Raw genomic sequence first — 12,410 nt, 5'->3', positions numbered from 1 at the left:
GGGCTTTTGACCTCAGACGTGGGCGGCGCGCGCGTCCTCGGCCGGAACCTCTCCGGTGTCCTCGGGCATTTTGCGTCCGACCAGGTACCAGGTGCGCATCACGCCTTTGCCCTTGACAGCGATGTGGCCCCGTTCCCGCAGCACAAACTCGTTCTTCAAGCGCTCGTAGACCTCGTCGGGCACTTGGATCTGGCCGACGGAGTCGGTGGATTCCATGCGTGACGCGACGTTGACCGCGTCACCCCAGACGTCGTAGAAGAAGCGTCGCGAGCCCACGACGCCGGCCACCACCGGCCCCGTCGCCAGACCGACCCGCAGCGGAACCGCCCGGCCGTGCGGATCTTTCAGTTCAGCCGCGACGTTCGCCATGTCCAGGGCAAAGTCGGCCAGTGCCTGGACGTGGTCCGGCCGGGGTCGCGGAACTCCGCTGACGACCATGTAGGAGTCGCCGCTGACCTTGATCTTCTCCAGCCCGTGCTTGTCCACCAGTTCGTCGAAGGCGCTGTACAGACGGTCCAGGAAGCGGACGAGATCGGCCGGCGGCGTGCTGCTGGCGCGCTCGGTGAAACCGACGATGTCGGCGAACAGCACGGAGGCTTCCTCGTACTTGTCGGCGATGACGCGCCGCTCCGGCCCTTTGAGACGTTCGGCGATACTGGCCGGCAACATGTTGGCCAGCAGTGCCTCGGAGCGCTCGTACTGGTCCTCCATCGCCGCTTCGGCGCGCGCGGTATCGCGCAGCGCGAACCAGACCGTCACTACCACCACGGCGCACGCGGACAGCGTGGTGATCACGAAGCCCGTTGTCTGGGCCCACGGTGGCTGCAGGCCGGTGTCGCGAGGAATCACCAGCTCGGCGGTGATGACCAGAGCCGCGGACACCGCCGCCAGAAAGCCCGCCAGCATGATGTGCTCGATGCCCAGCACCAGCACCACCAGACAGGCGCCCACCAGAAAGAAGAGCTCCGCACCCGAACCGGTGCCCACTTCCCAGCAGCTCGCGTACACCGTGATGTAGGCCGTCAGAATGAACGTCACCGGGGCCACCAGCTCTCCGAAGCGGTGCAGCATGGGAACGATCGCGAAGATCAGGGCGCCGGCGATGTTGATCCACAGGACCTCCCAGAGCCATGCGCCCGTGAAGAATTGCACGGTGATGAAGCTGGCGCTGACGACGACTGACATCCAGGCGGCGATGTTGAGGATGCGCGCCCGTCGGGCGGCGCTGGCGGCATAGTGCTGCCGGAGATCCCGCTCGGGTGAGCGGACGGCGGCGACGCAGTCCGGGCGGCGTTGCGAGCCGTCCTCGCCAGCTGATCGGGCACCGCATGCTTTAGCGGCCACGAATAGAGCCTAACTGTTGACCTCAACAAACGAGCGATCTAGCCGCTCGGTCCTGTGCCGGTGGCAACAACACAACCGGCGTCGGCATTCCGGCCTGGCAGTGCCGGGAGGGCCGGCCGTCCACGGCATTCGCAACATTACTGAAAACTTGTGCAGTCAAAGCTGCTGCCTCACAGGAGGACCGCTTTCGTGACCTGCGGTTCGTGGTGCCCTCGGTGAGATTCGATCTGTATTTCAGGCCCTGGTAAAGGGGTCGAAAACGCGTCTACCAGCGCATTCGCGTTAGTCGACGTTAGTGAATGTTAGTGAAACTGTGGGCAAAATGTAGGCAGAACGTTGGTACTACCAGGCCGAGCGCGAGCGCACTCCGGAAAGTCGTCATGTATCTCGGTCGGTTAATCCAGTGGTTGTCTCACCTACGATGTAGACAGCAAACTAAGACGGCCCGTCCGACTGGGCCGAAGGTCGCTTCATCTCTATGTCCACCTTCTCCGTCTCGGCGTCAGCGAGCGCTTTTGCGACCCTGTCCACAACCTCCCAGCTTCCCAGTCCGGGCGGCACGCTGAGGAAGTATCGGCGTTCTTCATCCGGCACCACGATCACGACGTGGATGGCTGTCTCAAACTCAGAGTCGGGCACCTTCTTCCGCAGACTTCGAGCGCTCCGATAGGTGAGAGATGCAGTGAACACGCCTAACGCTGCGAAGACTGCGCCAGCGATTGCAAGCCACGTCGCCAAATCAAAAGTATTCACGGAGCTGCCACCATTCCGATGATTGCGCCGCAAGGAAGAAGCGTAAGGAAGAAAAACCACATAGAAGCGTCGCGAACCGTCTCTGGTTCTGCCTGCTGGGTCATGTAGCCAACGGTGTTTGCGAACATTCCCAGTAGTGCACCGAAGCCAGCCAAGATTGCTCCCAGCTTCAAGCTAGTAGCTTTTGCACTGAAATCCTGTGCCACGAACGCGGCGATCAACTCGCCTAGTGCGCCGCCAGCAATCACGGTGCCAACGATGAACAGTTCACCGCGCCCGAGTACCTCGGTGAGATCGAGACCGTGGGCCGACATGCCGCTTTTGATGGAGTTCGCGATCACAGGTCCGAGCCCGAAGACCACGCCGAAGGTCGCCCACAGTGACATGCGAATGGCGATGATGCCTTTTCGAGACTTCGGCTTCGGAAGAACCTGCGCCTCAACGGTTGGCGACGCCGATCCTATTGCGGCTGACCAATTCAGGCTCTCTATAGCGCTCGCGTGTGCCGAGGACGGAGGATTGTCCGGTTCCTGTGGACTCCTCAGGCGCTCCATGGATCGAAAGTCTAGGGGGAGCGGTGGACGGACCGACAGAGCGATCAGGCACTGGCGTGCCTCCCCGAAGCTGGCCAGCGCCGCCGTTATCGTGCCGGTGTGTTCGATTGGTCGGCAGTGGTCACGGGCGGCAGTGTCGCGGCGCTGGTGACGTTCGTGCTCAACATGTGGCTGACCCGGCCGCGGGCTGATCTGCGGATGGCGTCGATTGGCCACACGATCGAACTCGCCGAGCGGATGTACCGCGCCCAGACTGACGGCGATACCGCGAGATTCAGACCGCATTGGGATCAGCGCGGCGTGGTGCGCCTGACCAACTACGGCGACGGCACCGCATTCGATATCCGATTGTCGGGCAGTTATTGCCGACCGCGGGTGTGGTTGGCCGATATGGGAAACCAACAGATGTACACGCCGATCGACGAAGACGGCACGGTTCACCCGCCCGAAGCCATTCCGCCAGCGCTCGGGTGGCCGATGTGGAGCGACAAGCTCAGCGCGTTGGTACCGGGCGAATCGGTCGACGTGATTGTGATGAGCAGTCCTGACACATCGCTGCCGAAGCCGGTGCTCGAAGCGTCCTGGGCGCGACTGCCGCGCCGAGGTCTCGGTCGGCGCAAGTGCCGGTACGACCTCGCGACAGCGCGTTCCGTTGAGTGCGGCTGGCCAGGTAAAACCGATACCGCTGGTGATTGAATGCGGCCCCGCCGCCAGCGTGAATGGTTCTGCCAAGAAACCCGTCAGCGCCGATATTGACTTCTTGTTGCGGTGCGTCGTGCGTCGTGCTGCACCGCAACGCGGTCACGGTCTGCCGCCGCACGCACGTGGGCAAGCTCAAGTCGGGCCACAGCCGCGCGGTGGCGCTCGTGCCGTTCGTCGTCGAGGAACCGGCCGCGACGTGTGAGGGCAAGCGCGGGACGATTTGATCTGGCCAGCCCACGACGGCGGATACCCTAGGGCTACCTGCGTCGAACAAGTCGTGGCTATCCGGTGCTGTAAATCGATGCCGGGTCGCTGACGAGACGTTTCCACTAATCACCGCGCACGCGCTGCGGCACACGGCGGCCTCGCTAGAAATCTCATGCGTTGCCAACGCCAAGGTCGTCCAGCGAATGCTCGGGCACGCGTCAGCGGCCATGACGCTGGACATTTACGCCGATCTTTTCGACGACGAACTTGAGTGGAGTTGCGCAGAAGTTAGACGAAAAAGTGGGCAAAATGTGGGCACGGCGGCCCAGTAGCGGTGCCTGACTAACTCAAACACGGCCTCTACCAGCGCCGCTCAACATCAAGCCGTGGTGCCCTCGGTGAGATTCGAACTCACACTGGACGGGTTTTGAATCCGTTTCCTCTGCCAGTTGGGATACGAGGGCTGGTGTCGGTGTCCTACCTTAAAGGACCCCGCGAGTTCCCTTGCAGAGTCTCACGACACAATGTCCGTCATGACCGGCCCCACCACCAACCCCGACGCCGCCGCGCCGCCGCGCCGGGTCCTGATTGCGGAAGACGAAGCGCTCATCCGTATGGACCTGGCTGAGATGCTGCGAGAGGAGGGGTACGACATCGTCGGCGAGGCCGGCGACGGTCAGGAAGCCGTCGAGTTGGCCGAACAGCACAAGCCCGACCTGGTGATCATGGACGTAAAGATGCCGCGTCGCGACGGCATCGACGCGGCGGCTGAGATTGCCAGTAAACGTATTGCGCCGATCGTCGTGCTGACCGCATTCAGCCAGCGCGACTTGGTGGAACGCGCCCGCGATGCCGGGGCGATGGCGTACCTGGTCAAGCCGTTCACCGCCAGCGATCTAATTCCGGCCATCGAGTTGGCGGTCAGCCGGTTCAGTGAGCTCACCGCGCTGGAGCGGGAAGTGGCCACCCTGGGCGACCGTCTGGAGACCCGCAAACTCGTCGAGCGAGCCAAGGGCCTGCTGCAGGTCAAGCAAGGGATGACTGAGCCGGAAGCCTTCAAGTGGATTCAGCGCGCCGCCATGGACCGGCGGACGTCGATGAAGCGCGTCGCCGAGGTAGTGCTCGAAACCCTGGACACGTCCAAGGACACCTGACCGCGAGCAGACACAAAGTCGCACTTCGCCTGCCTCGAGAATGCGATTTTGCGACTGCTCGGCAATGATCTGCGGCAATATGCGCACCATGGTTTTGCGGCGGGGTAGGTGAATGCTGACCGAGGAACAGTTTGGTGACTACCGGTTGATCGAGCTGATCGGCCGCGGAGGTATGGGCGAGGTGTACCGCGCGTTCGACACCACCACTGAACGAATGGTCGCGCTGAAAGTTTTGGCTGAGCATCTGGCCGCGGACGACAACTTTCAGCAGCGTTTCCGCCGGGAGGCCCTGGCAGCGGCCGGCTTGAACGAACCACACGTCGTACCGATCCACCGGTTCGGCGACATTAACGGCCGACTCTACGTCGACATGCGGCTCATCGAGGGCAAGGATCTGGACGCGGTGCTGCAGGCAGGAGCACTGCTGCCGCGGCAGGCGGTCGGTATCGTGCGGCAAGTGGCCGCCGCTTTGGGCGCGGCCCATCGCGTCGGCCTGGTGCACCGCGACGTCAAACCATCGAACATTCTGGTTACTGACGACGAATTCGCCTACCTCATCGACTTCGGCATCGCGCGAGCGGTCGATCAATCGGCCTTGACCAGCACCGGGATGGCGGTCGGCACGCTCGCCTACATGGCCCCGGAACGCTTCCGCGGGGACTCCATCGATCCACGGTCCGACGTCTACGCCCTGGCCGCGGTGTTGCATCAGTGTCTGACCGGCCAGCGCCCTTTCCCGGGCGAAAACGCCGAGCAGCAGATGATGGCGCACCTGACGGCGCCGCCGCCGCGACCGTCGGCCGTAAGTCCTGAACTGCCCCTCGGCTTCGACGCGGTTGTCGCCAAAGGTATGGCCAAAGATCCTGACGAGCGTTATCAGACAGGCGCGGAGTTGGCGCAGGCAGCGTACGACGTCTTAGCTGCACAGGGTTCCGTCTCGGCGCAGCCGACCTCAACGCTGTCCACCGAAGCTGTCCCGGTCCCACCGCCAGCGCCGGGCACTCTGCGGCCGAAACCGTTGCGCCACAACGATTCCGAGCCAGCGTTCGCGAAACGACGGCGGAAGGCGTTACTCGCCGCCGCCGCGGCCGTTCTGATGTCCGTCGCCGTCGTCGTCTCAATATCGGCCTTCGCCAACAGAAACGAGAAAACGGCGTTGCCCGGCCGAACGTCAAGCGCGCTGCCGACGACCGGCATCGCGGCCCGGCCGATTGACGCACTGCTGCTGACGAACTCGGAAATCACTGCGGCCACCGGCATCTCGGACCTGAAGCCGAACCCTCCGAAAAACAAACCAAGCAGCGGTTACCCAACCGATCCACCGGAGTGTGGACCCGTCTACAGCTTTCTGGTGGAATCGCTGGTTACCGGATCCTCGTACGTCCAGTTGCTCTCCGCCACTTACAAATTCAGTAGCGGCAACGCTGACGGCCTGCTCGGCCAGGGCGTGATCGAGCTGCCCTCGCCCGAAATGGCAACGGCCCTGCTGAGCCGCATCACAGGGGCATGGCGGCAGTGCGAGGGCAAGGTCTACAAGGGTGCCGACGCGAACTCCGCGTACAAGCTGAATCCGCTGGACATCACCAGCGGCCGAACCACGGCCCTGGCCGTCAGTCAGCGGCGCAACACGGCGTCGTGTCAAGACGTCGTCTCGACCGTGCAAAGCTACCTGATCAAGACCGAAGCGTGCGGCAACATCGACCGAACGGTCGGCAGCAGGCTCGCCGACGCACTGGCCGCCAAGGTGCGGGGCTGAACCGGCCCGTCACCGGGCGACGATCACCGACGACCCGTGGCCGAACAGGCCCTGGTTCGCGGTGACGCCTACCTTGGCATTCTCCACCTGACGACCCGTTGCCTGGCCACGCAACTGCCAGGTCAGCTCGCAGACCTGCGCGATCGCCTGGGCCGGAATCGCCTCGCCGAAGCACGCCAGCCCGCCCGAGGGGTTGACCGGAACCTTGCCGCCCAGAGCGGTTGCGCCGCTGCGCAACAGCGCCTCCGCCTCGCCCTTGGGGCACAGACCCAGATGCTCGTACCAGTCGAGTTCCAGCGCGGTGGACAAGTCGTACACCTCGGCCAGGCTCACGTCCTCCGGGCCGATACCGGCCTCGGTGTAGGCGGCATCGAGGATCTGGTCCTTGAACACCCGCTCGGGCGCCGGCACCACGGCGGTGGAATCCGTTGCGATATCCGGTAATTCGGGCAGGTGCTGCGGGTACTGCGGAGTCACCGTGCTGACTGCGCGTACCGACGGCACACCCTCAAGCGAGCCCAGGTGCTTGCGGGCGAACTCCGCGCCGGCCACGATCAGCGCGGCCGCACCGTCGGAGGTGGCGCAAATGTCGAGCTGACGCAGCGGGTCGGAGACGACGGGGCTGGCCAGGACGTCCTCCACCGAGGATTCCTTGCGGTAGCGGGCATTCGGGTTCTGCAGTCCATGCTGAGAGTTCTTGACCTTGACCTGCGCGAAATCCTCGGACGTCGCACCGTACAGGTCCATGCGGCGTCGCGCGAGCAGCGCGAAGTACACCGGGTTCATCGCGCCGATCAGATGGAAGCGCTGCCAGTCCGGGTCGTTCTTGCGTTCGCCGCCCACAGGCGCGAAGGCGCCTTTGGGGGTGGTGTCTGCGCCGATGACCAGCGCGACGTCGCAGAAGCCGGCCAGGATGTGCGCGCGGGCACTCTGCAGCGCTTGCGAGCCGCTGGCGCATGCCGCGTAGCTGGAACTGACCGGCACCCCGTTCCAGCCGAGCTTCTGCGCGAACGTCGACCCGGCGATGAATCCCGGGTAGCCGTTGCGGATCGTGTCCGCACCGGCGACCAACTGGATCTGCCGCCAGTCCAGCCCGGCCTCGGCCAGGGCGGCGCGGGCGGCGACTACGCCGTACTCGGTGAAATCACGTCCCCATTTACCCCACGGGTGCATGCCCGCGCCGAGGATGTAGAGCGGTTCGGGGGCACTCATGAGGAAACCTTCCACGCGTACACGATGCGCTCGACACCGGCGTCGTCGGTATAGAGGGCCATGGTGGCCAGCTCCATCTCCATGCCGACCTTCAGGTCAGCCGCCAGCGTGCCCTCAACCACCTTGCCCAGCACGATGATTCCCTCGTCAGCCAGTTCGACGGCGGCGATGGCGAACGGCTCGAACGGATCCGCGGCAGGATAGGGCGCCGGTGGCGGGTAGCGGTTCTCGGTGTAGCTCCACAGCGTCCCGCGGCGCGACAGGGCGACGGACTCCAAGGAGTCGCTGTCGCAGCCCGGGTTCGGGCAGTTGTTCTCGCCTCCAAACAAGGCGGGCGGGAAAACGTAGGTGCCGCACGCGGGGCACCTGCTACCGATCAAATGGGGATTTCCGGCGTCATCGGTGGCGAACCACCCGTCGATCGCCGGTTCTTGGCTGGTGACCTCTGGCACCAAACCAGATTACTCAACGACGGCCGGAAAACTGAAACGTGTTCCAGTTCGCCTGCCGGGGCGCGATGATCACGCGATGAGATCGGCGGGCGCAGGCGGTCTGACCAACAAATCGATCGTGCACAAGGAAGAGGATTTGATGGTGATCGTCGCGGGATTCATCATCATCGACCCACTGCGACGGGACAGCTACCTGGCCAGTTACGCAGAAGTCGTCCGACGGGCCCGCCGCACACCGGCCTGTCTCGACTTCACGATCAGTGCGGATCCGCTCGATTCGGGCCGCGTGGACATCTTCGAGCGGTGGGAGTCGCGGGCGGCGGTCGACGCGTTGCGTGGCAGCGGTCCCGGTGACGAGCCACAAGACGTCATAGTTACCGGCTCGGTGTACGAGTACGACTTCGACTACAACGCTGCCGCGCAACGGCGGCTGCTGTGATGTCAGCGGCGGTGCCTAGAGTAGGCCCGTGAGCCCAGCAAGGACCGCCTCCGGCACGGCGAATCCCTCAAACACCGCCAATGACAAGCCCACGCTGATGCTGCTGGACGGCAATTCGCTGGCGTTCCGGGCGTTCTACGCGCTGCCGGCGGAAAACTTCAAGACCCGCGGCGGATTGACCACCAACGCGGTCTACGGTTTCACCGCCATGCTGATCAACCTGCTGCGCGACGAGGCTCCGACGCACATCGCCGCGGCGTTCGACGTGTCGCGGCAGACGTTCCGCTCCGAGCGCTACCCCGAGTACAAAGCGAACCGGTCCTCGACGCCCGACGAGTTCCACGGCCAGATCGATATCACCAAAGAGGTGCTTGGCGCATTGGGTATCACGGTCCTGGCCGAGGCCGGATTCGAAGCCGACGACATCATCGCCACGCTGGCCACTCAAGCTGAGCACGAGGGCTACCGCGTGCTGGTGGTGACCGGTGACCGGGACTCGCTGCAGCTGGTTAGCGACGACGTCACGGTGCTCTACCCACGCAAAGGCGTCAGCGAACTCACCCGCTTCACCCCGGACGCCGTCGTCGAGAAATACGGATTGACCCCTCTGCAGTACCCGGACTTCGCCGCGCTGCGCGGCGACCCCAGCGACAACCTGCCCGGCATTCCCGGGGTGGGGGAGAAGACGGCCTCGAAGTGGATCATCGAGTACGGCTCGCTGCAGGGTCTCGTTGACAACGTCGAGTCGGTGCGCGGAAAGGTCGGCGACGCCCTCCGAGCGCACGTGGCCAACGTCGTCCTCAACCGGGAACTCACCGAGTTGGTCAAAGACGTGCCGCTGGCACAGACCCCGGACACACTGCGGCTGCAACCCTGGGACCGCGACCACATTCACCGCCTGTTCGACGACCTCGAGTTCCGCGTGCTGCGGGACCGGCTGTTCGACACGCTGGCCGCCGTCGAGCCCGAGGTCGACGAGGGCTTCGACGTGCGTGGCGGCGCGCTGCAACCGGGCGCCGTCGGGCAGTGGCTTGCCGATCACGCCGGCGACGGTTGTCGGTCCGGCCTGACGGTCGTGGGCACCCACCTGCCGCACGGTGGAGACGCCACCGCGCTGGCCATCGCCGCTGCCGACGGGGACGGCGCCTACATCGAGACTGCGACCCTGACGCCTGAGGACGACGCCGCACTGGCAGCCTGGCTGAGCGATCCCGACAAGCCCAAGGCCCTGCACGAGGCCAAACTGGCCATCCACGACCTCAGAGGCCGCGGCTGGACGCTGGCGGGAGTCACTTCCGACACCGCGCTGGCAGCCTACCTGGTGCGCCCCGGGCAGCGCAGCTTCACCCTCGACGACCTCTCGCTGCGCTATCTGCGTCGTGAGTTGCGCGCGGAAACGGCTGAACAACAACAACTTTCGCTGCTTGACGACACCGACGGCACCGACGACCAGGCGGTGCAGACAGCGATCCTGCGGGCCCGGGCCGTCGCAGACCTGGCCGACGCGCTCGACGCCGAACTGGCCCGGATCGACTCCACCGCCCTGCTGGGCGAAATGGAGCTTCCGGTGCAGCGGGTGCTGGCCGGCATGGAAAGCGTCGGCATCGCCGTCGACCTGGACATGCTGGGCCAATTGCAGAGCCATTTCGGCGACCAGATTCGCGACGCCGCCGAGGCCGCCTACGCCGTGATCGGCAAGCAGATCAATCTTGGCTCGCCCAAACAGCTGCAGGTGGTGCTGTTCGACGAGCTGGGTATGCCCAAGACCAAACGCACCAAGACCGGCTACACCACCGATGCCGACGCCCTGCAGTCGCTTTTCGACAAGACCGGCCACCCGTTCCTGCAGCACCTGCTGACGCACCGCGACGTCACGCGGCTCAAGGTCACCGTCGACGGGTTGCTACAGGCGGTCGGCCCTGATGGCCGGATTCATACCACCTTCAACCAGACCATCGCCGCGACCGGCCGGCTCTCCTCCACCGAGCCCAATCTGCAGAACATCCCGATCCGCACGGACGCCGGACGGCAGATCCGTGACGCATTCGTGGTCGGCAAGGGCGACTACACCGAGTTGATGACCGCCGACTACAGCCAGATCGAAATGCGGATCATGGCGCACCTGTCCCGCGATGAGGGCCTGATTGAAGCGTTCAACACCGGAGAGGACCTGCACTCGTTCGTCGCCTCACGGGCCTTCGGGGTGCCGATCGAGGAGGTCACCGCCGAGTTGCGGCGCCGGGTGAAGGCGATGTCCTACGGCCTGGCCTACGGGTTGAGCGCCTACGGGTTGTCGGCGCAGCTCAAGATCTCCACCGAGGAAGCCAAGGAGCAAATGGACCAGTACTTCGCCCGGTTTGGCGGGGTGCGCGACTACCTGATGGCCGTCGTCGAACAGGCCCGCAAGGACGGATACACCTCGACGGTGCTAGGCCGGCGACGCTATCTGCCCGAGTTGGACAGCAGCAACCGCCAGGTGCGGGAAGCCGCCGAGCGGGCGGCGCTCAATGCCCCGATCCAGGGCAGCGCCGCCGACATCATCAAAGTGGCGATGATCGAGGTGGACAAGGCGATCAAGGCCAGCGGGCTGGCGTCGCGGATGCTGCTGCAGGTCCACGACGAGTTGCTGTTCGAGGTCGCGCCCGGCGAACGCGATCAGCTCGATGCGTTAGTCCGCGACAAGATGGGTGGGGCGTATCCGCTTGATGTGCCGCTGGAGGTGTCGGTGGGCTACGGACGTAGCTGGGACGCCGCCGCCCATTGAGGGGGATTGGCGAACTTAGACTGCTGTGATGTCGGATATCGCCGAGCGGGGACCGCTCTTGAGGTTCCCGCTGATGGTGGCGTCGAAAGTGTTCGCTCTGCTGCCGGCTCCGGTCGCCGACGCGTTCCTGGCCGTGGTGGCCCGGCTGGTGTACTGGCGCGGGCGTGCGCAGCATCTGAACGTGCTACAGGACTTTCGCGACAATGTGGACCCGACAGCGCAGTTCTCCACCCGAAAGTGGCGGCCGGTCCAGGCGATGTACCGAGCGCTGGTCCGTAACGCCAACGACGCCGTGTGGTTCCTCGCCACGACGAATGGCGCTGCGCGACGGCGCTTTCGGATCGCCGATCCGTCACCCCTGCATGCCGCTCTCGAGGCGGGCCGGCCCGCCGGCGTGGGCGCCATCGTCGCGTTCCCGCATCTGGGTTCCTACGCTGCGCTTCCGATTGTGCTGGCGCTCAACGGGCTGCCCACCACCGTGGTCGCCAACCGTCAGCGCGCCCTGATGCAGTGGGTGGTCGCCCGGGGTGCCCAGAAGGCCCAGCTGGAACTCATCACCGTCGACCGCACCGGCGGAGTGAGCATCACCGCGGCGATGTCGGACGCCCTGCGGCGCGGCCGATTGGTCGCAGTCGCGGGCGACTATTTCCGCGCACGGGAAGGTGGCGGAGTGGGCGTCGCGGTCGATCTGGCCGGCATCAAGCGGCCGGTCGGCCCTGGTCCTGCGCTGCTGGCGCTTCGCACCGGCGCGTTGATCGTGCCCGGTGCCGTCTTCCAGCGAAAACACCAGCGTGAACCGGTTTTTTCCGAGCCGATCTCCGCCTTCGATCCGCTGGGAGAAGACGACGGGGACGTCAAAGAAGCCGTGCAGGTGACCTCGCAGCGCATCGCCGACGCACTCGCGCAGTTCATCCAGCGCGAGCCCGAGCAGTGGCTGATGCCGGGCGGACTGGTGTCGGATTCGGTGGGCCGCCGCCGGTAATGCCCCGGCACAGGTGGGGGCGGGTTTGTCCAGCTCGTGCCACGTCGAGTAGCCTCAATGGGTAAACCCAAATGTCCCTTCGATGAACCCT

13 protein-coding genes and 1 tRNA gene are annotated in these 12,410 nt (G+C 64.9%); 8 read left to right on the top strand and 6 right to left on the bottom strand.

Annotated features, from left to right (window positions below; all coding sequences use genetic code 11):
- Positions 1-12: 12 nt before the first annotated feature.
- The 3 genes from ACX9NE_RS14395 to ACX9NE_RS14385 all read right to left on the bottom strand — a co-directional run bounded on the left by ACX9NE_RS14395 (position 13) and on the right by ACX9NE_RS14385 (position 2,651).
- On the bottom strand, positions 13-1,344 hold the full coding sequence (locus ACX9NE_RS14395) for an adenylate/guanylate cyclase domain-containing protein (RefSeq protein ID WP_459363812.1): 1,332 nt from the start codon (positions 1,342-1,344) through the stop codon (positions 13-15).
- A 435-nt stretch (positions 1,345-1,779) separates the two neighbouring features.
- A complete protein-coding gene (locus ACX9NE_RS14390; RefSeq protein ID WP_459363811.1) occupies positions 1,780-2,097 on the bottom strand; it encodes a hypothetical protein in 318 nt (105 codons plus the stop codon).
- On the bottom strand, positions 2,094-2,651 hold the full coding sequence (locus tag ACX9NE_RS14385) for a hypothetical protein (RefSeq protein ID WP_459363810.1): 558 nt from the start codon (positions 2,649-2,651) through the stop codon (positions 2,094-2,096). The genes ACX9NE_RS14390 and ACX9NE_RS14385 overlap by 4 nt, the downstream gene beginning before the upstream one ends.
- A 99-nt stretch (positions 2,652-2,750) precedes the next feature.
- On the opposite strand from ACX9NE_RS14385, the gene ACX9NE_RS14380 reads away from it, so the two are divergent.
- From ACX9NE_RS14380 to ACX9NE_RS14370, 3 genes are all read left to right on the top strand, one after another.
- Entirely contained in the window at positions 2,751-3,347 is a 597-nt protein-coding gene (locus tag ACX9NE_RS14380) for a hypothetical protein (RefSeq protein ID WP_459363809.1), read from the top strand.
- Between the two features lie 86 nt (positions 3,348-3,433).
- A complete protein-coding gene (locus ACX9NE_RS14375; protein ID WP_459363808.1) occupies positions 3,434-3,577 on the top strand; it encodes a hypothetical protein in 144 nt (47 codons plus the stop codon).
- Between the two features lie 108 nt (positions 3,578-3,685).
- On the top strand, positions 3,686-3,892 hold the full coding sequence (locus ACX9NE_RS14370) for a tyrosine-type recombinase/integrase (RefSeq protein WP_459363826.1): 207 nt from the start codon (positions 3,686-3,688) through the stop codon (positions 3,890-3,892).
- Positions 3,893-3,947: 55 nt separating this feature from the next.
- On the opposite strand, the gene ACX9NE_RS14365 is transcribed toward ACX9NE_RS14370, so the two are convergent.
- Positions 3,948-4,024: transfer RNA gene (locus ACX9NE_RS14365), tRNA-Leu, on the bottom strand.
- Between the two features lie 69 nt (positions 4,025-4,093).
- On the opposite strand from ACX9NE_RS14365, the gene ACX9NE_RS14360 reads away from it, so the two are divergent.
- Positions 4,094-4,714, top strand: coding sequence for an ANTAR domain-containing response regulator (locus ACX9NE_RS14360; protein ID WP_459363807.1), 621 nt, complete (start codon positions 4,094-4,096; stop codon positions 4,712-4,714).
- A gap of 112 nt (positions 4,715-4,826) precedes the next feature.
- Positions 4,827-6,470: a serine/threonine-protein kinase PknH/PknJ gene (locus ACX9NE_RS14355; RefSeq protein ID WP_459363806.1), complete on the top strand. Its 1,644-nt coding sequence runs from the start codon at positions 4,827-4,829 to the stop codon at positions 6,468-6,470.
- A gap of 9 nt (positions 6,471-6,479) precedes the next feature.
- Here ACX9NE_RS14355 and ACX9NE_RS14350 read toward each other — a convergent pair whose 3' ends face one another.
- Positions 6,480-7,682 carry a lipid-transfer protein gene (locus tag ACX9NE_RS14350; RefSeq protein ID WP_459363805.1) on the bottom strand — a complete coding sequence of 401 codons (1,203 nt, stop codon included), beginning with the start codon at positions 7,680-7,682 and terminating at the stop codon, positions 6,480-6,482.
- Positions 7,679-8,134, bottom strand: coding sequence for a Zn-ribbon domain-containing OB-fold protein (locus tag ACX9NE_RS14345; RefSeq protein WP_459363804.1), 456 nt, complete (start codon positions 8,132-8,134; stop codon positions 7,679-7,681). Before ACX9NE_RS14345 ends, ACX9NE_RS14350 begins: the two co-directional genes overlap by 4 nt.
- A gap of 76 nt (positions 8,135-8,210) precedes the next feature.
- Here ACX9NE_RS14345 and ACX9NE_RS14340 point away from each other — a divergent pair, with 76 nt between their 5' ends.
- The 3 genes from ACX9NE_RS14340 (at position 8,211) to ACX9NE_RS14330 (ending at position 12,319) form a co-directional block, all read left to right on the top strand.
- On the top strand, positions 8,211-8,573 hold the full coding sequence (locus ACX9NE_RS14340; RefSeq protein ID WP_459363803.1) for a putative quinol monooxygenase: 363 nt from the start codon (positions 8,211-8,213) through the stop codon (positions 8,571-8,573).
- Positions 8,574-8,670: 97 nt separating this feature from the next.
- Complete coding sequence (polA, locus tag ACX9NE_RS14335; RefSeq protein ID WP_459363825.1) at positions 8,671-11,337, top strand: DNA polymerase I; 2,667 nt, start codon at positions 8,671-8,673, stop codon at positions 11,335-11,337.
- Between the two features lie 28 nt (positions 11,338-11,365).
- A complete protein-coding gene (locus tag ACX9NE_RS14330; RefSeq protein ID WP_459363802.1) occupies positions 11,366-12,319 on the top strand; it encodes a lysophospholipid acyltransferase family protein in 954 nt (317 codons plus the stop codon).
- Positions 12,320-12,410 lie beyond the last annotated feature (91 nt).

Source organism: Mycobacterium sp. ML4 (genome assembly GCF_054515735.1).
This window is presented reverse-complemented; position numbering and strand designations above follow the sequence as displayed.